We start from the raw sequence: 21938 nt of genomic DNA on the forward strand, positions 1-21938 counted from the left end.
AAATCCGTCAGTCCTGCCAGAGCGGATGCGCCACCTCGTCCTTTCGCCGCCAGAAATAGAGTCCGAAGATCTGTCTGTATGAGCGGTAGACGTAGCCATGATTGCGCGTGATGTAACGCTGGCGGTTGGCGTGGTAGAGCGCTGGCAGGCGGTACCAGGGCACCCGCGGATGCATGTGATGAACGACATGCAGGTTGTTGTTCAGAAACAAGAACGCCAGCAATCCGCGGTCCTCGATGATCACCGTGCGCCCGCTGGCGCGTACGTGGGCGCGGTGTTCAAGGAAGGTCCGGATGCGCAGGATCGACAGCGCGAGGTAACACGCCAAGAGGTAGGCCCAGAGCGGCATCGGCGACAGCACGACCAACCCCACCACGACCGCGACACCGGGCAGGTGCAGCACCCATCCGCGCAGAGACTGCCGGTCCCCGGCCCGGATTGCGCGCCAGTCGTCGCGCAGAAAGGCCGCCTGCCCGATCAGCGGCCCGACAAGCAGACGACCCGCCAGCGTGTTGTTGACGTCAAGCAACCGCTTGCGCCACGCCGGCAGCCGCGCCCAGACCGCCGGCTCAAGGTAGTTGCTCTCGGGATCGTCGTAGGGATCGGTCAGGCGCGCATCCTGATGATGCGCCAGATGCAGGTCGCGGAACCGCAGATACGGTACGAAAAGGCCCGGCTGGACCCAGGCCAGCGCCTCGCTCGCGATCCGTGACGGGAACGGGTGGCCGTGCAGCACCTCGTGCGTCAGCGAGGAATGCAGCACCAGCGCGAGCGCCGTCACGCAGATGCCCAACGGCAGGAACACTTCCGAGAAGGCAGTGACGCCCAGCACCAGCACGCCCAGAACAGCGGCAAGCAAGGCCAGGGTCGGCCACTCCCATTGGCGCGGGTGGGCAGCCGGCAGTTTCGCGCTTCCGATGTGGCGGCGCGCTCGCCGGGTTTCTCCTCTAACGTGTTGGTTCACTGTGATTTCCGCAGTTGGTAACGATTTTGTGAAACTACCGCGTTCCTCTATCGCCGACCATTGCAATAAGGATTAACAAAATTCGACAGTTGATGATAAAACTCACCGCATGAATGCTTTCCTCAGCAAGATCGAACGCGCCAGGCAATTCCGCCTGCGCCTCGCGCAGGCCATGGAGCAGGCCGACATCAACCGCAGCGCGCTGGCCCGCGCAATCGGCACCGACCGCTCGACCCTCAGCCAGGCGCTGACGGGTGACGGAGACCGCTTGCCCGGGGCCCATGTCGTCGGCACTTGCGCCACCGTGCTCGGCGTCTCCGCCGACTGGTTGCTGGGCCTGTCGGACCGGCCTGAGAGCGCTGCGGATCTGCTCTCGGCCTCTCTCACACTCAGCGAAGCGCCCCGGGCCGAAATCGACCGCCGGATCGTCGACTGGCACCGCGAGGCCGCCGGCTACAAGATCCGCCATGTGCCGGCCAGCCTGCCCGACATGCTCAAGACCCGCGGGGTGCTGGAATGGGAATACGGCCCGCACCTGGGGCGCACGGCAACACAGGCGATCAATGCCTCGCGCGACCGGCTCGACTGGCTGCGCGGCGCGCAATCGGACTACGAGATCGCCTTTCCGCTCTTCGAGATCGACAGCTTCATTGACGGCACCGGTTATTACAGCGGCCTTCCGGCGCGCGTCCGCCACGACCAGCTCGATCATCTCGTCGCCCTGGCGCGCGACCTCTACCCGCGCCTCAGGATCTATCTCTTCGACGCCCGCAGGCTCTACTCAGCGCCGGTCACGATCTTCGGCCCCTTGCTGGCCGTCTTCTTCACCGGTGGCCACTTCATGGCCTTCCGTGACCGCGACCGGATCGAGACTTTCACGTCGGATTTCGACAAGCTCGTGCGCGAGGCAGCCCGGGGCGCCCGCGATCTGCCCGCCCATCTCGAGGCGCTGCGCCCGCGGATCGGCTGACGCCTGTCTCTCTCTGGTTGATAAATATCCTCGGGGGAGCGCGAGGGGGCGGAAAGCCCCCTCGTTGCGACGTCTCAACCGGACTTCGGATCCGGATTCTCGGTGTGCCCGTCGACGGCGATCGCCTGCCCCGACACCCGCCGCGCTGCGTCCGAGCAGAGAAACAGCGCCATTTCGCCCACGTCGCGCGCCTCCACGAAGGTCCGCATCGAGGTGCCCGCGGCATAGCCCGCGTAGACCGCGTCGCGCGTCATCCCCTTGGCCGCAGCCTCGCGGGTCAGCACACCTTCCATACGCGGACCTTCCACCGCGCCCGGGCAAATCGCGTTGGCGCGGATCCCGAACGGACCCAGTTCCATCGCCAGCGTTTTCATCAGGCCGATCACACCCCATTTCGCTGCCGCATAGGGCGCGCGGTTCGGGTAACCGTAAAGCCCTGCGGTCGACGACGTCAGCACGATCGCGCCGCTCCCCGCCGCCTTCATCCGCGGTGCCGCATGCTTGGCGGCGAGAAACGCACCCTCAAGGTTTACGCCGACGCAGCCACGCCAGTCCTCGATCGCGATGTCCTCGATCCGCGCGGTCGGGCCCGCAATCCCGGCATTGGCGCAGAGCGCATCGATCCGCGGCATCGAGGAGACGACGTCGGCCATCGCGGCCTCGTCGCGCGCGTCCGCCTGCCGGAGCTGCCAGTCTTCCGGGCATGCGGCCAGCGCGCCGTCGTCGACATCGGTCACCCAGACCTGCCAGCCGGCGCCCGCGAAGGCCTCCGCCATCGCCCGCCCGAGCCCTGCGGCCCCGGCGGTGATCAGCACCGTTCTCACCGCGGCTGCCCGACGGCCCGGCCGGCGCCCTCGGGAGCCGGCAACCCGGCGTGCCCCGCGACAAATCGCTGTACCGCGTCGCGGATATGCTCCGAAGGCTCGGACGGGCGCCTGGTCTCGAGGCTCACGTGCAGCATGAAATGCTCTCCGGTGGCCAGCAGCCGGTCACCCGCATACATCTCGTGCCAGAGGTGCATTTTCTTGCCGGTGCCGCCGAGAAACCGCGTACGCAACTCGATCCGCGTGCCGGCATGAACCTCGTCGATGTGCCGAATATGGGTCTCGGCTGTGAAATAGCTGCCGCCCGTGGCGATGTAGTCGGCGTCGCAGCCCACCATCTCCATGATCCGGTCGGTGGCGTCCCCGAAGACCTGCAGGTACTTGGCCTCGTTCATGTGCCCGTTGTAGTCGGTCCAGTCGAGCGGGATCGCGCGCCGGATCGTCGGGATCGGCTGTGTCGCATCCACGATGTCCGCGGCCATCGCGCCCAGCACCGTTCCGGCCCGCATCTGCCGGTCCTGTTCGACGATCAGCGCCCCTGCTCCCCAGTTCTGCTGGCGCAACGCGCGCAGGATCGCCACGAGGTTGTTGTCGCGAATGCGCTCGAGTTCGCGGATGCCGTAGGCACCGGACTGCGCGTCGGACTGTCCGGCGATCAGCTCGACCAGTTCGTCGGTGAACTCGGGCACGTCCGTGAGCCTGGTCCAGGGCCAGCTCAGACAGGGGCCGAACTGGGCCATGAAATGCTTCATGCCGGCCTCGCCGCCCGCCACCCGGTAGGTCTCGAAAAGCCCCATCTGCGCCCAGCGGATGCCGAACCCGTAGCGGATCGCGTTGTCGATCTCCTCGGTCGTGGCGATGCCGTCCTTGACCAGCCAGAGCGCCTCGCGCCAGACCGCCTCGAGGAAGCGGTCCGCGATATGAGCGTCGATTTCCTGCCGGACATGGAGCGGGTAGAACCCGAGCGACGTCAGGATTTCCTTCGCCGTTTCAACGGTCTGCGGCGCATTTTTGTCCGTCGGCACGACCTCGACAAGCGGCAGCAGGTAGACCGGGTTGAACGGATGGCAGACCAGGATCGCGCCGGGATGGGCCGCGCCCTCCTGCAGCTGCGACGGCTTGAACCCCGAGGTCGAGGAGCCGACGATCGCCTCTCGGTCGGCCGCTGCCGCGATCTCGGCAAACGTCGCGTGCTTGAGATCGAGCCGTTCCGGCACGCTTTCCTGGATCCACGAGGCTCCCGTCACGGCCTCGGCGATCGACGCGCAGAACCGCAGCGTGCCTTCGGGTGGCAAGGCCACGTCGGTCAGCCCGGGCAGCGAACGACGGGCGTTGGCCAGCACCTCGCCGATCTTTCGCTCGGCCTCCGGGTCAGGGTCGTAGACCTGCACGTCCCAGCCATTGAGAAGGAACCGCGCGGCCCAGCCGCCGCCGATGACCCCGCCGCCGATGATTCCCGCGATCTTCGTCATGGCGCCACCCGGATCAGCCGGCCGACGTCCCACCCATAGAACTCCATCACCTCGGTCGCCGCACGGATCCGGTCCTCCGACCCTTCCGGGCTGCGGTCGAAGATCGTGCCACGCTTGCCATCGATGGTGCCGACTGCGGCGGTGCGGAAATCGTCGTCGACCCACATCACCACCAGCCTGTCGTCAAGACTGGTCGGGACCTGCTGCAGGACCGAGCCTTCGCGCACCCGGTAGCGCCGCACCGGGCCGTCGCCGGCCTCGCGCATCTGGTCGATGAGCCGCTCGTAGGTGAACTTGCGCGGGGCCGCGGAAGCGTCGGGCATCCGGGCGACCACGAACCACTCACCGTCGAAAAGCGCCGGATCGAAGCGCGTGGTGCCGCCGATGGCGACCTCCTGGTTGCGGAAATTCGGCTCTTCGGGCGGCGGTGTGCCACAGGCCGAGAGCGTCAGAACGGCAAGCCCGGCGACCAGCGCCGTGCGGCGCGACAAAACTCCGCTCATGACTTCGGCGCCCGCTTGACGAGTCCCAGCTTCTCGCGGACCTCCGCAGGGCCGATCACCCGTGCGCCCATGTTCTCGACGATGCCGACCGCGCGTTCGACCAGTTGCCAGTTCTCGGCCAGCTGCCCCTTGCCGAGCCAGAGGTTGTCCTCGAGCCCGACGCGCACGTTCCCGCCCGCCAGAACCGCCGCGGCGACATAGGCCATCTGGTGCCGGCCCAGGGAAAACGCCGAGAAGGTCCAGTCGTCGGGCACGTTGTTGACCATGGCCAAGAGGGTATTGAGGTCGTCCGGCGCGCCCCAGGGCACGCCCATGCAAAGCTGCACCAGCGCGGGGGCCTCCAGCACGCCGTCCGCGACCAGCTGCTTGGCGTACCACAGGTGCCCGGTGTCGAAGGCCTCGATCTCGGGCTTGACGCCAAGCTCGGTCATCATCCGGCCCATGGCCGTCAGCATGCCGGGCGTGTTGGTCATCACGTAGTCGGCCTCGGCGAAGTTCATCGTGCCGCAGTCGAGTGTACAGATTTCCGGCAGGCATTGCGCCACGTGTTCGACCCGTTCCGCGGCCCCGATCATGTCCGTCCCCTCGGCCACCGGCAGCGGCTGCTCGGTCGAGCCGAACACCATGTCGCCACCCATACCGGCGGTCAGGTTCAGCACCACGTCCACCTCGGCCTCACGGATGCGGTCGGTCACCTCGCGGTAGTAGTCCAGCTTGCGGCTCGGCGCGCCGGTCTCGGGGTCGCGCACGTGGCAGTGCACGATCGCGGCCCCGGCCTTGGCAGCGGCGATTGCCGCGTCGGCGATCTGCTCGGGCGAGCGCGGCACATGCGGGCTGCGATCCTGTGTCCCGCCCGATCCGGTGACGGCACAGGTGATGAAAACCTCTTGGTTCATGGTGAGCGGCATAGGGTGTCCTCTTGTTCCGGGCCGCAGGATGACCGACAACGTCCCACGACACTTGACCCAAAGCGAAGATACATTGCCAAAATCCGCAGAAATCATCCGCACGGTCGTGCTTGTTCTCGAGCAGACCAACACGCTGTCCTTTGCCGCCGCCGTCGATCCGATGCGGGCCGCGAACCGGCAGGCGGGACGAGCGTTGTTCGACTGGCGCTTCGCCACGCCCGGCGCTTCTGACGTGTCCCTGACCAGCGGCCTCGTGGTGCCGGGCGCCGCCCTGCAACGCATCGTCGCCTGCGATCTGCTGCTGGTCGTCGCCGGGTTCGATCTCGAAGCTCAGACGACGCCCGCGCTCTGCGCCAGCCTGCGGCGCCTGGCCCGGCCGGAAACGTTGGTGGCCGGGATCGACGGGGGGCCGTGGGTACTGGCCCGGGCCGGGATACTGGATCAGCATGATGCGACAACGCATTGGGAAGACCTGGAAACTTTCGCCACCACCTTTCCCGAGGTGCGCGTCCGCAACGCGCGCTTCGTGACCTCGGGACAGCGCATGACCTCGGGCGGCGCCGCACCGGCCATCGAGATGATGCTCGACCTCATCGACCGACGCTTCGGAGCGCGACTTGCCGCACGGGTCGCAGGCAGCTTCATCTACGACGGCGATGCGCGGCCCGCGCGGCCGCAAAGCCGGGCCGGATCGCGCCTGCGGCATTCGCCGCTGACCGCCCGGGCGCAGGAGGTGATGGAGGCGCGCCTTGAGGATCCTCTTTCACTGGCTGCTTTGGCGCAGCGTCTGGGCGTCAGTCCCCGCGCGCTCCAGATGCAGTTCCGCAGCCGACTCGGATGCACCCCGCGCGCGCATTACCTGTCGCTGCGGCTGGCCGAGGCCGACCGGCTGGTGACGCAGACCGCAACCCCACTGCAAGACATCGCGCTGAGGACCGGCTTTGCGTCGCAGTCGAGTTTCGCGCGCGCCTATGGGCGCAGGTTCGGACAGTCGGCCCGCGCACGGCGCGCTGCGTTTCAGTAAGGCATCGGATGCGCCCGGTGCGCGGTGTCGATCTCGTCGAGCACCGCATCACTCAGGGTGACGTCGACGGCCCCCAGCGCGGTCTCGAGCTGCTCGAGCGAGGTCGCCCCGAAGATCACCGAGCCCATGAAGGGCCGTCCCGCGCACCAGGCAAGCGCCATATGGACCGGGTCCAGCCCGTGGCGCCGCGCGATGTCGAGATAGGCCGCGACCGCCGGAAAGGCGCGTTCGCTCTTGCGCCCGCCGAGCGTGTCGTTGAGCGACATGCGCGACCCCTTGGGCACCGCGCCGTCCTGATACTTGCCGGTCAGCAGGCCCGCCGCCAGCGGCGAGAACGCGAGCAGCGGCACGTCCTCCTGTACGCTGGCCTCGGCGAGATCGGTGTCGAAGAGACGGCAAAGCAGCGAGTATTCGTTCTGGATCGAGGCCACCCTCGGTCCGCCCGTGGCCTCGGCCACCGCGGCCCATTGCGTCAGGCCCCAGGCGCTTTCATTGCTGAGGCCGAAGGCACGGATCGTGCCGCGCTTGACCTCGGCCTCGAGCGCGCCGAGCGCGTCGGCCATATGCTGTCGCGTATCGTGCTGCAACTGGGGCGTCGGGTCGAAGGTCCAGTTCTTGCGGAACATGTAGCTTCCCCGGTTCGGCCAGTGAAACTGGTAGAGGTCGATGCAATCGGTCTTGAGCCGGCGCAGCGAACCCTCAATGGCCTCGGGGATCGTCTCGGACGAAATCGGCGCGCCGTCGCGCGCGTGCTGCATGCCTTCGCCGGAATGCTTGGTCGCCAGCACAATGTCGTCGCGCCGCCCGTCGCGCTCGAGCCAGAGCCCGATTATCCGTTCGGTCCGCCCCACCGTTTCGGCGCTGATCGGGTTCACCGGGTACATCTCGGCGGTGTCGAGAAAGTTGATGCCCGCATCCAGCGCGCGGTCGATCTGGGCATGGGCTTCCTCGGTGGTGTTCTGCGTGCCCCAGGTCATGGTCCCGAGACAGTATTCCGAGACCTCGATGCCGGTCCGGCCCAGCGGCTTCATCTTCATTGCGTATCCTTCCTGGCTTTCGGCGCGAGGTTAGCGCCACCGGCGCGGGCTGCAACCCCGCTCTGGCCCTGCATCGGACCCTGAGCCGGAGTTTTGCGGGTTGAGAACAAAATAGGAACAAGCTACCGTGTGCCATGCCCGCCGCCCAGCCTCTCCTGACCCGCCGCACGGCCCGGACCGGCCCTGTCCTGACTCTGCTTCCGGAGGTCGCGGACTTTGCCCTGCCCCTGGCGCGCACCCACGAGGCCTGCGGCCCCGCGCGCCGGACCCTGGCGCTGTGGATCGCGGCGCGCACCACGGGGCCGGTGCTCTGGCTGGCGCCGGCCTGGACCCGGGACCGGCTGCATGCCGACGGGGTGCTCGACTGGATCGACCCGGCACGGCTGCTCTTCGTCCATCCGCGCCGACCCGAGGACCTGCTGTGGACCATGGAGGAGATCCTGCGCGCGGGCTGCGTCGCGCTGGCGGTGGCCGACCTGCCCGGCCTGCCCGGCCTCACGCAGGTGCGGCGGATGCACCTTGCCGCAGAAACCGGCCTGCGCGAGGGCGGTACGGCGGCGATCGGGCTGCTGGTCACGCCCGGGCGCGGCGGCGCACCGGGGGTCGAGACGCGCTGGAGTCTCGCGCCCGACCATACCCCGGGCCACAACCGCTGGCGGCTTGAGCGCCTGCGCGCCCGCACCGCGCCGCACAAGGTCTGGAGCGTCCGGCGCGACGGTCTTTCGGGTCCGCTTTCGGCCCTGCACGATCGGGGCTGATCCGGTCCGCGCGACTTCGTGACCGGAAACCCGTTTGAGCCCGGCCAGGCCCGCGCTAGGATCGATGCTGCAACCCGCACCGGATCGCTGGCCATGCCGCAGACCCTGACCCGACGCAGCCTGATGATCGGCGCGCTTGCCACGTTTGCTGCCCCCGCGACAGCGGCGTCGCGCCGCTATGTCCTGACCCCCGGCCGTTCCCGGATCGCCTTTGCCTTCCGACTCAACGGCGCGGTGCAGACCGGCACGGTTCCCGTCGCCAACGCCGATATTCGCATCGATCCCGCCGACCTTGGTGCCACCCGCGCCGACGTCTCGGCCGACTTGCGCCGGGCCAGCACCGGGTTCGTCTTCGCCACCGAGGCACTCAAGAGCCCGCAGGTTCTCGACGCCGCGTGCCACCCGCTGGTGCGCTACGTCACACGCGCGGTCCGGCTCGACAATGCGGGGCGGATCTACGACGGCGCCACCGTGGATGGGGACCTGACAATGCGCGGCACGACACGCCCCTTGCGCCTTGCGGCACGCCTCACGCGCCCGCAGGGCACTGCCGAGACCGACCTCTCGCGGCTTTTCCTGCGCCTGTCGGGCAGTCTTCAGCGCAGCGCCTTCGGAGCGACCGGCTATTCCGACATCGTTGCGGACCGGGTCGATCTCGACATCCGCGCCGAGATCGTCGCGGCCTGAGCCGCGTAACGTCTTTCGCGGCCCGAGCCGCGCTACGCATGATCGCGTTTGAGTCGCACGCACCGTAGCGCCTGCGGCCGTACTAGCATTTTCATGCTCAAGCCGCGCAACCAGCCCCTTTGGGCACAAAATCACCGATCCTGTCGCGGAGGGGCTAGGAAACGCGCGCGCAAGGGCGCAAGAGTGGCGCCAAGATGCGCCTTCTTATCTCCTTCGCCGCCCTCTTTCTCTCCGTCATCCTGCTGCAGCTGTCCTCGGGCGGCGTCGGCCCTCTGGACGCGCTCTCGGGCCTCGCACTCGACTTCAGCCGCCAGCAGGTCGGTTTGCTGGGCTCGGCGCATTTCCTCGGGTTCTTCATCGGATGCTGGTGGGCGCCCCGCCTGATGGGCAGCGTCGGGCATGCCCGCGCCTTCGCCGCCTTCACCGCGGCGGGCGCCATCGGGTTGCTGGCGCACATGGTCGTCATCGACCCCTACGCCTGGGCGCTGATGCGCGTGGCCTCGGGGCTCTGCGTGGCCGGATGCTACACCGTGATCGAAGCCTGGCTGCAGGCCAAGGTCACCAACGAGACGCGCGGACGCACCATGGGCGTCTACCGGGTCGTCGACATGACTGGCTCGCTGGCGGCACAGCTCATCATCAGCGTGCTCGAACCGGCCTCTTACATTTCCTACAACATTCTTGCGATCCTGTGCTGTGCCGCACTTCTGCCGCTGACGCTGACGACGGCGCGTCAGCCCACCACGCCCGCATCGCCGCGTCTGCGCCCCGGGCTCGCGACGGCCCGGTCACCGCTCGCCGCGGCGGGCGTCATCGTCGCGGCCCTTTCGAGCGCCTCGTTCCGGATGATCGGCCCGGTCTACGGGCAGGAGGTCGGGCTGAGCGCCGGCCAGATCGCCTATTTCCTCGCCGCCTTCGTACTCGGCGGCGCGCTGGCCCAGTACCCGGTGGGCTGGATCGCCGACAAGTACGACCGCCGTTCGGTGCTGATCTGGCTTTCGGTCGCGGCAATCGCGAGTTCCGCCGTCACTGTCGCGGCCTCCGGTCTCGGATCCGCCGCCATCATGCTCAGTGCGGGGGTGTTCGGGGCGACCACCTTCCCGATCTACTCGGTCGCGGCCGCCCATGCCCACGATTTCGCCAGCGACGAAGAGCGCGTGGAACTCTCCGCCGCGCTGATGTTCTATTTCGCGCTCGGCGCCATCGCTGCCCCCTATCTCGCCTCTTACCTCATCGAGCTTTACGGGCCGGACGCGATGTTCATGCTGATTGCGGCGGGTCATGCCCTTCTTGTCATCTTCGGGTTCACGCGGATGCGGGCACGTCCCGCACCGGAACGGCGGACGCGCTACGTCTGGGCGCCGCGCACGTCGTTTCTCATCGGCTTGCTGACCCGGCGCAATCGCTCCGGCAAGTGACGGGCATGTTTGCTGCCGTCTTGCGGGTCCGTATGGCGACGGGTGTTTCCGAGTGGCCCTCGCCGGAAAGCTGCGATAGAGGGGGGCAACCGACCCGACAGACTTCGAAAGCCCCCGGACCATGGCCCGTCACCTCATCACCTCCGCCATTCCTTACATCAACGGCGTCAAGCACCTCGGCAACCTCGTGGGGTCGCAACTGCCGGCCGATCTTTATGCGCGCTACCAGCGTGCCCGCGGGCACGAGGTCCTGTTTCTCTGCGCCACCGACGAGCACGGAACGCCGGCCGAACTGGCCGCCGCGAAGGCGGGCAAACCGGTTGCGGAATACTGCGCCGAGATGCATGCCGTGCAGTCCGAACTGGCCCGCGGTTTTCGGCTGTCCTTCGATCATTTCGGGCGCTCCTCGAGCCCGCAGAACCACGCCCTGACCCAGCATTTCGCGGGTCGTCTCGCCGACGCCGGGCTGATCGCCGAGGTCAGCGAACGGCAGGTCTACTCGGTTGCCGACGGGCGCTTCCTGCCGGATCGCTACATCGAGGGCACCTGCCCGAACTGTGGTTACGAAAAGGCCCGCGGCGACCAGTGCGAGAACTGCACCAAGCAACTCGATCCGACCGACCTGATCGACCCGCGGTCGGCGGTTTCCGGCTCGACCGATCTCGAGGTGCGCGAGACCAAGCATCTCTACCTGCGGCAGTCGGCTCTGAAGGACGATCTCGACGCGTGGATCGACAGCAAAACCGACTGGCCGGTGCTGACCACCTCGATCGCGAAAAAATGGCTGCATGACGGCGAGGGTCTGCGCGATCGCGGGATCACGCGTGACCTCGACTGGGGTATCCCGGTCAGGAAGGGCAGCGAGGACTGGCCGGGCATGGAAGGCAAGGTGTTCTATGTCTGGTTCGACGCGCCGATCGAATACATCGCCTGTGCTGCCGAATGGGCCGAGGCGCGCGGGCTGGAGGATGGCGACTGGGAACGCTGGTGGCGCACCGACAAGGGTGCAGGCGACGTCCGCTACACGCAGTTCATGGGCAAGGACAACGTGCCCTTCCACACGCTGAGCTTTCCGGCGACGATCCTCGGCTCGGGCGAGCCGTGGAAGATGGTCGACCACCTCAAGTCGTTCAACTATCTCAACTACGACGGCGGGCAGTTCTCGACGAGCCAGGGGCGCGGCATCTTCATGGACCAGGCGCTCGAGATCCTGCCGGCGGACTACTGGCGCTGGTGGCTGCTCAGCCACGCGCCCGAAAGCAGCGATGCCGAGTTCACCTGGGAGAACTTCCAGACCTCCGTGAACAAGGATCTCGCCGACGTGCTGGGCAACTTCGTGAGCCGGATCACCAAGTTCTGCCGCGCGAAATTCGGCGAGGTCGTGCCGGAGGGCGGTGCCTGGGGGCCGGCGGAGACGGCACTGGTGGAAGAGCTATCAGGCCGGGTCGCGCGCTACGCCGCGCTGATGGAGACGATGGACGTACGCAAGTCGGCGCAGGAATTGCGGGCGATCTGGGTCGCCGGCAACGAATACCTGCAGTCCGTGGCGCCCTGGTCGACCTTCAAGACCGACCCGGAACAGGCCGCCATGCAGACCCGGCTCGGGCTTAATCTCGTGCGGCTTTACGCGGTGCTGTCCGAGCCCTTCATTCCGGATGCCGCCGCAAGGATGTGCGCGGCCTTCGATCTCGACAATATCGACTGGCCCGAGGACGTCGGTTCGTTCCTGTCCGCGCTGGCCCCCGGGCACGGATTCGAGGTGCCCGAAGTGCTGTTCGCCAAGATCACCGACGAGGACCGGGCGGCCTGGCAAGAGCGTTTCGCCGGAACACGGTAACAGCGCGCGCCTCGCGATCGAGGGTCTGTCCGGCGCGACGCTGGGCGTCGGCCCGGCCAAAGCGTCACTGAATTTTGGCATCGGTCGTTGGCGGGCGCCTCGACACGTGCGCTGCGGTGTCGCGCCTCGACCTGTCTTCTGCGGCGCCGGGATTGTTTGGGTGTCCCGGCGCTAGATGATCCCGGGCAGGCTCGGCAAGCGCGTGCCGATGATCAAACGGGGTTCCGGACCGATCTGCGCTTTCTCGGGCTTGCGTGCCGGCACGGCCATGACTGGTCGGCGACGGCTCCCGGCGTCCCGTCGCCGCCGGCCCGTACCTTTAGGTTTTGAGGCGCATGTCACGGCGCGTCCTTTGACGACGGTTGTCAGAAATCCTCCCAGCCATCGCGCGCGGGCGGCGCTTCCTCGATCTTCAACGCCGCGTTGCCCTGGGCCGCACGTACCGGCTTCGCGGCTGGCCCAGCGGGCGGCGACGCGTGCCGGCGTGCCGGTGTTGCGGGTGCTCCGCCGGTTTCGCCGATTGTGAACCGCGCGACCGCCCCGGCAAGCGCATCCGCTTCGGAGATCAGCGCGTGGCTTGCCGCGGTGGTCTCTTCGAACATGGCGGCGTTTTGCTGGGTGACATGGTCGAGATCGTTCATCGCCGAGTTGATCTCGTTCAGCCCGGCGGACTGTTCGCGCGACGAGGCGGCGATCGCGGACATCCGATTGGAAATTTCCGAGACCGAGGTCACGATCGCGTCAAGCGCCTTGCCCGTGCGGTCGACGAGGTCGACGCCGTGCTGGACGTGATCGGACGAGTTGCTGATCAGGGTGTTGATTTCCCGTGCCGCCTCGGACGAGCGTTGCGCGAGCGCCCGGACCTCGGTTGCGACTACGGCAAAGCCGCGCCCGGCCTCGCCTGCCCGTGCCGCCTCGACGCCCGCGTTGAGCGCCAGCAGGTTGGTCTGGAAGGCGATGTCGTCGATCACGGTGGTGATCTTGGAAATCTCCAGCGAAGAGCTGCGGATCTCGTCCATCGCCTTGACCGCGTCGCGGGCGACCGCGCCACCGTCTTCGGCGTTGACCTTGGCGTTCGCGGACATGCTGCTGGCTTCATCCGCCCCTTCCGCCGCCGAGCGCACAGAGGTTGTCAGCTCGTCGAGCGCCGCGGCGGTCTCTTCGAGCGTCGCGGCCTGCTTTTCGGTGCGGCGTGACAGGTCGTCGGCAGCGCTGGTTATCTCGTCAGATTCGCGCCGGATCGATTCGGCGTTCTTGACGACGGTGCCAAGTGCCTCGCGCAGGCTGGTGAGCGCGTCGTTGAAGTTGGCGCGCAAGGTCTCGTAGTCCTGCGGGAAAGCGCTTTCAATGCCGCAGGTCAGGTCGCCCTGCGCCAGCCTCGTGAGCGACGCTCCGAGCGATTCGACGACGCTGCGCTGGCTTTCCGCCGTCGCCTTGCGCTCGGCCTCGGCCTGACGCATCGCCTCGGCGTTGGCGGTCGCGTCGGTGCCGAGGAAAATCACCCGCTCGACGTTGCCGTTCGGCCCCTTGACCGTGGTGAAGCCGCCCTCAACCACCAGTTCCGTCTTTCCGTCCGCGTGGACCAGGCGGAACCGGCCGTGCACGGCTTCACCGGCCAACGCCGCGGCAGAGAAGTTCTTGCCGCCAGCGGAATCGACGGCTTTGAGCATCGTGTCGATACGCATCCGTCCCAGGGAGGTCTCGGCATATCCGGCCAACTGGCGCAAGTTGCCGTTGGCCTGCGAGACGGTGCCGTCGCCTTGAAACTCGATCTTGAGCTGGTTCTGGTCGATCGAATCGAGCAGCGCCGCATTCAACTGTTCCTCGGTGCGGTCGCTGAGTTCCACGACAACGCCAATGCCCTGTCCGGCCTCGTCCCGTGCGGCGCTGACACCGATGCCCACGAACATCTCGCCGACCTGGATCCGGAAGGTGGCCGGCAGGCTCGCCGTCGAACCCGCGCGCAGTTCCGCCGCCAGTCCGGCAAGCGGCTTGAACTGTGCGAGTTCTGCCCCAACCGGATTGTTGGCATCGATACCGGGCCAGACTTGCGACAGACTCCGCGCGCAGGATTTCAGCAACCCTTCACAGGCCGGGTTGGCGAAGATCACATTGAGCTCTTCGTCCGCCATCATCATCGGGGCGGTCGATCCGCTGAAGGCGGCTCCCTTGAACGCCGATTCCCGTTCGGCCGCCTTGGCCTCGCCCAAGGCGATCCGGAACCGGTCGAGACGCTGCGCCATCAGCCCGATCTCGTCCTTGCGTGTGGTAAACGGAACGTCGAAGTCGAAGTCTCCGCCTGCGACGCGCCCCATCGCCGCTTCGAGCCGAAGCAGAGGCTGCGACATGTAAAAGCGCAGGAAAAGGCCCGAGGCCAGAGCGGCCGCGGTCGTGATCCCGAACGCCAGCATGAGCACGTGGTTCCGGACGTCCTTCTGTTCCGCAAGCTGCGGCTCTTCTGTCCATTGCGTGGCCACGACCCCGACAACCGCGCCGTCGTCGCCGAAGTGCACCGGTGTCGCGATGGTCAGACCGTCGGGTGACAGGACGGTTTCATCCGTCGCGATGGCTTCCCGGGCGAGGTCGATGAGGTCTTCCGGAACGGACCCGTCAGGAGTTTCGGTCGAGAGAACGGTCCCGGCAGCGGACATCACGAGGCCCGACACCGCGTCGGGGCGGGCATGGCGCACTTCGCCCCCGACGACCCGGTCGAGTTCCTCGAGCCTTTGATACCGCACATCCTCTCCGACCTGCTTGCCGAGCAATTCGGTGACCTCGGCGGCCCGGCCGACCGTGGCGGCATGCACCATCTTGTAAAGTGACTGCGATTCGACGGTCACGATGGCGGCGACCACCGCGACGATGCATAGAACCACCATCGACGTGCATCTGAAAAACAGACTGTTGAACGGATTGCCGCGCTTCGCGTTATCGGATGCCATGATCTTGCTGCCCCTGACCGTGATCGAGATTGGCCGGGCGCACATCGCGCCCCCGGATCTGCGCCAAGGGTCTAGCGTGCAGGTCTTACGGTCGACTTAACGCGATTTGGGAGCGATCAAAGGCAACCCTGAGTTCAAAACTAGGGTGACGCATATGCCATCGGTTGGGGGTGGTACGGGCGGTGGGACTCGAACCCACACGGCACAAGGGCCTTCGGATTTTAAGTCCGATATGTCTACCATTCCATCACGCCCGCATCCGCCTCGTCGATAGAGGGCCAGCCGAGGGCGTTCAAGGGCATTGTGCGGCTCAGATATCCTCGCCATTGGGTGCCAGCGGGCCGCCTTCGGACAGAAGGAAGCGTTCCGAGAGCCAGGGATTGTTGCGCAACGCGGCGCGCAGCTGGGTCCGGGCTTCGGGAATGCGCCCGAGCCGCATCAGCGTCAGTGCCCGGCCCGATTGCGCCGGCACATGGGTCGGCGAGAGGTCGAGCGCCTTGTCGAGATCGATGAGGGCAGCGGCGTAATCCTCGCGCAGATAGCTGATGAAAGCGCGCTGGTTGTAGCCTTCGGCGTAATCCGGGCAGTATTCGGTCAGGCGGTCGAAATCGGCGTAAGCGCCGGCGTAGTCGTAGCTGTTGCGCCGGGTCAGGCCGCGGTTCAGCACCTCCTGCGCGGCTTCGTCGGGCGCGCGCAGCCACACCTGCCACATCCGGGCGGCGACATCGCGCCCCTGCATGTCGTTGCCTGCGGCACGGGCCTCGTCGAAGAGCGCCTCGAGTTCTTCCGAATGATCCTCGGGCGGCGGGCACGCCGCCTGCGCCACGCCATAGTGGAGCAGCAGGGCAAGAACTGGCAGGGCGAGTTTCATGGTCTGGATGGTGGATCGGCGTAACCTCAGGTCAAGCCTGCTCGGCCAGCATGGTTTCCTTCACCGCTTCCATCGCAACATAGGTCGAGGTTCCGGCGACGTGCGGCAGGGTCGAGATCGTCTCGCCCAGAAACCGGCGGTAGGCGGTCATGTCGCCGGTCCGGACCTTGAGAAGGTAGTCGAAGTTCCCGGCGATCATGTGCGCCTGTTCGATTTCCGGGATCTTCGCCACGGCCTGGTTGAACGCGTTCAACGCCTTTTCGCGAGTGTCGCTGAGGCGCACCTCGACGAAGGCGACGTGGTCCAGCCCCAGCCGGATCGGGTCGAGCATGGCGCGGTAGCCGAGGATCACGCCGCTTTCCTCGAGCCGCCGCAGCCGCGCCTGGGTCGGCGATTTCGACAATCCGATGCGCCGCGACAGATCAGCGATGCTGATGCGCCCGTCCTCGGCGAGGACCGAGAGAATCCTGCGGTCGAGCCGGTCAAGGTCGGCGCGGTCTGTTGTACTGAGTTCGCTCATATTTTTCCGTCCGATGGACTGGCAGAAACTCGATCTTCGGGAATTATGCCTGAGAGATCGGAGTTATGCTAGGCCGAACTTCAAACGGAGGTCCCGCCATGGCCCGCGACGCCGCCCCTTCCCTGCGCCACGTGATCGATGCCGACACGTATGCAGAGCCCGATGCCATCCTCGATGCGCTGATCGCATTGGCAGATCTGTCGGCCGAGGCGCGTCGACAGATCAGTGGGGAGGCCGCACAGCTTGTCCGCGACATTCGCGGCAGCACCGCGCCGGGCATGATGGAGGTATTCCTCGCAGAATACGGGCTGTCGACGGACGAAGGTGTGGCGCTGATGTGCCTTGCCGAGGCTCTGCTGCGAGTGCCGGACGCCGACACCATCGACGCGTTGATCGAGGACAAGATCGCGCCCTCGGACTGGGGCAAGCACATGGGTCATTCGACCTCCAGCCTGGTCAATGCCTCGACCTGGGCGCTGATGCTGACGGGCCGCGTGCTCGACGACGACCAGCCCGGCCCGGTGCGCCACCTGCGCGCCGCGATCAAGCGCCTGGGCGAGCCGGTCATCCGCACCGCCGTCAGCCGCGCGATGAAGGAAATGGGGCGCCAGTTCGTGCTGGGCGAGACCATCGACGCAGCGATGGAACGCGCGAAGGGCATGGAAAAGAAGGGCTATACCTATTCCTATGACATGCTCGGCGAGGCCGCCCGAACCGAAGCCGACGCCAAGCGCTATCACCTGAGCTATTCGCGGGCGATCTCGGCCATCGCCAACGCCTGCACGTCACAGGACATCCGGCAGAACCCCGGCATTTCGGTCAAGCTCTCGGCGCTGCACCCGCGCTACGAGGTGGCGCAGGAAGAGGCCGTCATGGCGAACCTCGTGCCGCGCCTGCGCGCGCTGGCGCTGCTGGCGAAATCGGCCGGCATGGGGCTCAACGTCGACGCCGAGGAGGCGAACCGGTTGGCGCTGTCGCTCGAGGTCATCGATCGGGTCATGGCCGAACCGGCGCTGGCGGGCTGGGACGGGTTCGGGATTGTTGTGCAGGCCTACGGGCCGCGCGCAGGCACCGTGATCCGCACGCTCTACGACATGGCCCAGCGGCACGACCGGCGGATCATGGTGCGGCTGGTCAAGGGCGCCTACTGGGACACCGAGATCAAGCGCGCGCAGGTCGCGGGCATCGACGGTTTCCCGGTTTTCACGCAGAAGGCCGCGACGGACGTCTCCTACATCTGCAACGCCAAGACTTTGCTCGGCATGACCGACCGCATCTATCCGCAGTTCGCGACGCACAACGCCCACACGGTCGCCGCGATCCTGCACATGGCCGGAGACCGCGAGGCGTTCGAGTTCCAGCGCCTGCACGGTATGGGCGAGACGCTGCACGATATCGTGCTGAAGAAGAACCGCACGCGCTGCCGCATCTATGCACCGGTCGGGGCGCACCGCGACCTGCTGGCCTATCTCGTGCGGCGCTTGCTGGAGAACGGCGCGAACTCGAGCTTCGTGAACCAGATCGTCGACGAGAGCGTGCCGCCCGAGGTGGTCGCGGCCGATCCATTCGATGCATTGCAGGCCCCCGCGCCGCGCATTCCGCGCGGGCCCAACCTGTTCCAGCCGTCGCGGCTGAATTCGCGCGGTTTCGATCTGGCGCACACGCAGACGCTCGACGCAATCGAGAAGGCCCGCGCGCCGTTTGCCAGGCATCAATGGACCGCCAAGCCGCTCCTCGCGCAGGGCGAACCTTCGGGGGATACCGTGAAGGTCGATAACCCCGCCGACCCCACGGACAGCCCCGGCACGGTGGTGACCGCGACGCAGGCGGACGTCGAGGCCGCCCTGTCCGCCGCCAAAACCTGGGACGCACCGCTGGACACGCGCCGCGAGGTGCTGGTCCGCGCCAGCCACCTCATGGAGGACGCCCATGGCGAGATCTTCGCGCTGCTGGCGCGCGAGGCCGGCAAGAGCCTGCCCGACGGCGTGGCCGAACTGCGCGAAGCGGTGGATTTCCTGCGGTACTACGCCGCCCAGGCCACGGCCGAGCCGCCCGCCGGCGTCTTCACCTGCATCTCGCCTTGGAACTTTCCTCTGGCGATCTTCTGCGGGCAGGTCACTGCTGCGCTGGCCGCCGGGAACGCGGTGCTTGCCAAGCCGGCCGAGCAGACGCCGCTGATCGCACACCTGGCGGTGCGCCTGCTGCATGAGGCGGGCGTCCCGCGCACAGCACTGCAACTTCTGCCGGGCGGCGGCGAGGTCGGCGCGATGCTGACCTCGGACCCACGGGTCAACGGCGTGGCCTTCACCGGCTCGACCGCGACCGCGCAGCGTATCCGTGCCGCGATGGCTGAGCATTGCACGCCCGGGACGCCGCTCATCGCCGAGACCGGCGGGCTCAACGCGATGATCGTCGACAGCACAGCACTGCCAGAACAGGCGGTGCAGTCGATCATTGAAAGCGCCTTCCAATCTGCCGGCCAGCGGTGTTCGGCCCTGCGCTGTCTATATGTACAGGAGGATATCGCCGAAGATTTCCAGAAAATGCTGGTCGGTGCGATGCAAGCGCTGTCGAACGGCAACCCGCGGAAACTTTCGACCGACGTCGGCCCGGTGATCGACGAGGCGGCGCGCAAGACCATCGCCGACCATGTCGCGAAAGCCCGCGACGAGGGCCGGGTGATCGCCGAACTGACCTGCCCGTCGGACGGTACCTTCGTAGCGCCGGCACTGCTGCGGGTAAAGGGCATTGGCGATCTCGAGCGCGAGATCTTCGGGCCGGTCCTGCACCTCGTCACCTTCCGGGCGGGCGAGATCGACAAGGTGATCGACGCGATCAATGCCACCGGTTACGGACTGACCTTCGGGCTGCACACCCGCATCGACGACCGCGTGCAGCATGTCTCTGAGCGGGTCGAGGCCGGCAACATCTACGTCAACCGCAACCAGATCGGCGCCATCGTCGGCTCGCAGCCTTTCGGCGGCGAAGGTCTCTCGGGCACCGGGCCGAAGGCCGGCGGGCCGAACTACCTGCCACGCTTTGCCGACCCCGACCGGCAAGCGGTCGAAGGGACTTGGGAGGCAGCGCAGGACACCCTGCCCGACCTTCCGGCGCATGTCCCGGCCCAACCACTCGCGGCACAGAGCCTGCCCGGACCGACGGGGGAGTCGAACCGGCTCGGGACATTGCCGCGCCCCGCGCTTCTCTGCCTCGGGCCCGGGGCCGGGGCCGCCGCGCGACAGGCGCGGGCCGTTCGTGCGCTGGGCGGCGTCGCCGTCGAAGCCAAAGGCCGGATCGATCCCGCGATGCTGGAGTTCGGGCCGGAGTACGGTGGCGTTCTGTGGTGGGGCGACGCGGACACGGCCCGTCAGATCGAACAGGCGCTGTCGCGGCGCAAGGGTCCGATCCTGCCGCTGATCCCGGGGCTGCCGGATGTCGCACGGGTGCGCGCCGAGCGGCACGTCTGCGTCGACACCACCGCCTCGGGCGGCAATGCGGCCCTGCTGGGCGCCGTGACCTGACAAGGTCGCCGCCGGTCGGTCCGGCGGCGCTTGACCCCGTCCGCGCAATGGCGGAGCGTGCGCGGCATGTTCCCGATCCGCGATCACAACCCTTCGGGCCGCACACCGTATGTGACCTACATGCTCATGGCCGCGAACATCGGCCTTTTTCTGAGCTACGTCGGCCTGACGCAGGACGTGCGCGCGATCAACGGTTTCTATGCCGTCTGGTCGCTGATCCCGGCGCGGATCACCTACGGCGAAGGCTACTACACCTTCCTGTCCTCGATGTTCCTGCACGCGGGCTGGCTGCATCTCGCGGGCAACATGCTGTTCTTGTGGATCTTCGGCGACAACGTCGAGGACGAGATGGGCCACCTGCCCTACCTGGGTTTCTACCTCGCCTCCGGCGTCGCGGCGGCGCTTGCGCAATACCTGACCGAGCCGTTTTCGCAGGTGCCGACCGTCGGCGCCTCGGGGGCCATCGCGGGCGTGATGGGCAGCTACCTGCTGCTCTTTCCCAAGGCCCGGGTCGACGTGCTGGTGATCTTCATTATCTTCTTCCGCATCTTCGCGATCCCGGCCTGGATCATGCTGGCGATCTGGTTCGGAATGCAGTTCATCGGCGGCGTCGGCGCCGACACCTCCGCCGGCGGCGTCGCATACTGGGCGCATGCCGGAGGGTTCGTCGCCGGGCTGGTGCTGACGTTGCCGCTCTGGATGCGGCGCGGCGGCCCGGGCTTCTGGATCCGCACCGATGGGCATCCGCCGCATCCCGAGACGCACTATCGCATCGGCGAAAGCCGGATCCCGAAAATTCCCCGGCGCTAGCCGGGGCTTAGCCGCGGACGAGTTTGGCGAGGTTGTTGAACAGCGCTTCGTTGGCGCAAAGAATCGTGCGGTCCTCGACCACGTTCCCGTCCGGCACGATGGTATCGACCAGACCGCCCGCTTCGCGCACGATCAGCTGTCCGGCAGCCACGTCCCAGGGGTTCAGGCGCCGCTCCCAGTAGCCGTCGAAACGGCCCGCCGCGACATAGGCGAGATCGAGCGCCGCGGCACCCCAGCGCCGCACGCCCGAGGTCGCGGGCAAGACGCGTGCCAGTTCCTTGAGCGTGTCGGGCAGTTCCGGCCGACCGGCGAAGGGCAGCCCGGTGGCGAAGATCGAATCGATCATGCGCGACCGGCCCGAGACCCGGATGCGGCTTTCGTTCATCCAGGCGCCCGCGCCCTTCTCGGCAAAGAACATCTCGTCCTTTGCCGGGTCGTAGACCACGCCAGCGACGATCTTGCCCTTGTGCTCGAGCGCGATCGAGACGCCCCAGTGCGGCAGGCCGTGCAGGAAGTTGGTGGTCCCGTCGAGCGGGTCGACGATCCAGCGCCGGGTCGGGTCCTCGCCGTCCTGTCCGCCGGTCTCCTCACCGAGCCAGCCATAGGTCGGGCGCGCGCCCAGCAGATCCTCTTTCAGCATCGTCTCCGAGGTCATGTCGGCGCGCGACACGAAGTCTCCGGCGCCCTTCATCGACACCTGCAGGTTCTCGACCTCGCGGAAATCCTTGACGAGCGCCCGGCCGGCGCGGCGCGCGGCCTTCATCATGATGTTTAGATTTGCACTGCCTACCATCGCTTGCGCCTTTCGTGGATCAGGCTGCGCGTATAAGCGCGCGGGCGCGGCTTGCCAAGGGGCCGCAGGGTCAACGCGC

18 protein-coding genes and 1 tRNA gene are annotated in these 21938 nt (G+C 67.2%); 8 read left to right on the forward strand and 11 right to left on the reverse strand.

Annotated elements, in window-relative coordinates; translation table 11 throughout:
- Window positions 1–7 precede the first annotated feature (7 nt).
- Window positions 8–904, reverse strand: a complete 897-nt coding sequence (locus R5H30_RS01420; protein ID WP_412105099.1) for a fatty acid desaturase — start codon at window positions 902–904, stop codon at window positions 8–10.
- A 169-nt stretch (window positions 905–1073) separates the two neighbouring features.
- Here R5H30_RS01420 and R5H30_RS01425 point away from each other — a divergent pair, with 169 nt between their 5' ends.
- Window positions 1074–1934 (forward strand): helix-turn-helix domain-containing protein, encoded by an 861-nt coding sequence (locus R5H30_RS01425; protein ID WP_318326200.1) that lies wholly within the window; start codon window positions 1074–1076, stop codon window positions 1932–1934.
- 74 nt (window positions 1935–2008) lie between these two features.
- Here the strand turns inward: R5H30_RS01425 and R5H30_RS01430 are convergent, their stop codons facing one another.
- The 4 genes from R5H30_RS01430 to bcoG are packed head-to-tail and all read right to left on the reverse strand — an operon-like array spanning window position 2009 to window position 5641.
- Window positions 2009–2710, reverse strand: a complete 702-nt coding sequence (locus R5H30_RS01430) for an SDR family oxidoreductase (protein WP_412105100.1) — start codon at window positions 2708–2710, stop codon at window positions 2009–2011.
- A gap of 44 nt (window positions 2711–2754) precedes the next feature.
- The gene (locus tag R5H30_RS01435) at window positions 2755–4230 is read right to left on the reverse strand and encodes a carnitine 3-dehydrogenase (RefSeq protein WP_318326202.1); all 1476 of its coding nucleotides are present in this window, start codon (window positions 4228–4230) and stop codon (window positions 2755–2757) included.
- Entirely contained in the window at window positions 4227–4733 is a 507-nt protein-coding gene (locus R5H30_RS01440; RefSeq protein ID WP_318326203.1) for a lipocalin family protein, read from the reverse strand. The genes R5H30_RS01435 and R5H30_RS01440 overlap by 4 nt, the downstream gene beginning before the upstream one ends.
- A complete protein-coding gene (bcoG, locus tag R5H30_RS01445; protein ID WP_318326204.1) occupies window positions 4730–5641 on the reverse strand; it encodes a 3-dehydrocarnitine:acetyl-CoA trimethylamine transferase BcoG in 912 nt (303 codons plus the stop codon). The genes R5H30_RS01440 and bcoG overlap by 4 nt, the downstream gene beginning before the upstream one ends.
- 73 nt (window positions 5642–5714) lie before the next feature.
- Here bcoG and R5H30_RS01450 point away from each other — a divergent pair, with 73 nt between their 5' ends.
- Window positions 5715–6665 carry a GlxA family transcriptional regulator gene (locus R5H30_RS01450; protein ID WP_318326205.1) on the forward strand — a complete coding sequence of 317 codons (951 nt, stop codon included), beginning with the start codon at window positions 5715–5717 and terminating at the stop codon, window positions 6663–6665.
- Here the strand turns inward: R5H30_RS01450 and R5H30_RS01455 are convergent.
- Window positions 6659–7702: an aldo/keto reductase gene (locus R5H30_RS01455; RefSeq protein ID WP_318326206.1), complete on the reverse strand. Its 1044-nt coding sequence runs from the start codon at window positions 7700–7702 to the stop codon at window positions 6659–6661. The genes R5H30_RS01450 and R5H30_RS01455 overlap by 7 nt on opposite strands.
- Before the next feature lie 134 nt (window positions 7703–7836).
- Here R5H30_RS01455 and R5H30_RS01460 point away from each other — a divergent pair, with 134 nt between their 5' ends.
- The 4 genes from R5H30_RS01460 to metG all read left to right on the forward strand — a co-directional run bounded on the left by R5H30_RS01460 (window position 7837) and on the right by metG (window position 12402).
- Window positions 7837–8460, forward strand: coding sequence for an ImuA family protein (locus tag R5H30_RS01460; protein WP_318326207.1), 624 nt, complete (start codon window positions 7837–7839; stop codon window positions 8458–8460).
- 93 nt (window positions 8461–8553) lie between these two features.
- Complete coding sequence (locus tag R5H30_RS01465) at window positions 8554–9147, forward strand: YceI family protein (protein ID WP_318326208.1); 594 nt, start codon at window positions 8554–8556, stop codon at window positions 9145–9147.
- A 194-nt stretch (window positions 9148–9341) separates the two neighbouring features.
- On the forward strand, window positions 9342–10565 hold the full coding sequence (locus tag R5H30_RS01470) for an MFS transporter (protein ID WP_318326209.1): 1224 nt from the start codon (window positions 9342–9344) through the stop codon (window positions 10563–10565).
- 121 nt (window positions 10566–10686) lie between these two features.
- A complete protein-coding gene (gene metG, locus R5H30_RS01475; RefSeq protein ID WP_318326210.1) occupies window positions 10687–12402 on the forward strand; it encodes a methionine--tRNA ligase in 1716 nt (571 codons plus the stop codon).
- Window positions 12403–12767: 365 nt separating this feature from the next.
- Here metG and R5H30_RS01480 read toward each other — a convergent pair whose 3' ends face one another.
- The 4 genes from R5H30_RS01480 to R5H30_RS01495 form a co-directional block, all read right to left on the reverse strand.
- A complete protein-coding gene (locus R5H30_RS01480; RefSeq protein WP_318326211.1) occupies window positions 12768–15344 on the reverse strand; it encodes a methyl-accepting chemotaxis protein in 2577 nt (858 codons plus the stop codon).
- 171 nt (window positions 15345–15515) lie between these two features.
- Window positions 15516–15601: transfer RNA gene (locus R5H30_RS01485), tRNA-Leu, on the reverse strand.
- Between the two features lie 53 nt (window positions 15602–15654).
- Window positions 15655–16215 (reverse strand): tetratricopeptide repeat protein, encoded by a 561-nt coding sequence (locus tag R5H30_RS01490; protein ID WP_318326212.1) that lies wholly within the window; start codon window positions 16213–16215, stop codon window positions 15655–15657.
- A gap of 31 nt (window positions 16216–16246) precedes the next feature.
- Window positions 16247–16735, reverse strand: a complete 489-nt coding sequence (locus R5H30_RS01495) for an Lrp/AsnC family transcriptional regulator (RefSeq protein WP_318326213.1) — start codon at window positions 16733–16735, stop codon at window positions 16247–16249.
- A gap of 98 nt (window positions 16736–16833) precedes the next feature.
- On the opposite strand from R5H30_RS01495, the gene putA reads away from it, so the two are divergent.
- Window positions 16834–20256, forward strand: coding sequence for a bifunctional proline dehydrogenase/L-glutamate gamma-semialdehyde dehydrogenase PutA (gene putA, locus R5H30_RS01500; RefSeq protein WP_318326214.1), 3423 nt, complete (start codon window positions 16834–16836; stop codon window positions 20254–20256).
- A 66-nt stretch (window positions 20257–20322) separates the two neighbouring features.
- The gene (locus tag R5H30_RS01505; protein ID WP_318326215.1) at window positions 20323–21066 is read left to right on the forward strand and encodes a rhomboid family intramembrane serine protease; all 744 of its coding nucleotides are present in this window, start codon (window positions 20323–20325) and stop codon (window positions 21064–21066) included.
- Between the two features lie 7 nt (window positions 21067–21073).
- On the opposite strand, the gene R5H30_RS01510 is transcribed toward R5H30_RS01505, so the two are convergent.
- Complete coding sequence (locus tag R5H30_RS01510; RefSeq protein ID WP_318326216.1) at window positions 21074–21859, reverse strand: inositol monophosphatase family protein; 786 nt, start codon at window positions 21857–21859, stop codon at window positions 21074–21076.
- Between the last annotated feature and the right edge of the window lie 79 nt (window positions 21860–21938).

Source organism: Roseobacter sp. FCG-D35, assembly GCF_033436665.1.
In the GTDB taxonomy this organism is placed as follows: domain Bacteria; phylum Pseudomonadota; class Alphaproteobacteria; order Rhodobacterales; family Rhodobacteraceae; genus JAWQFO01.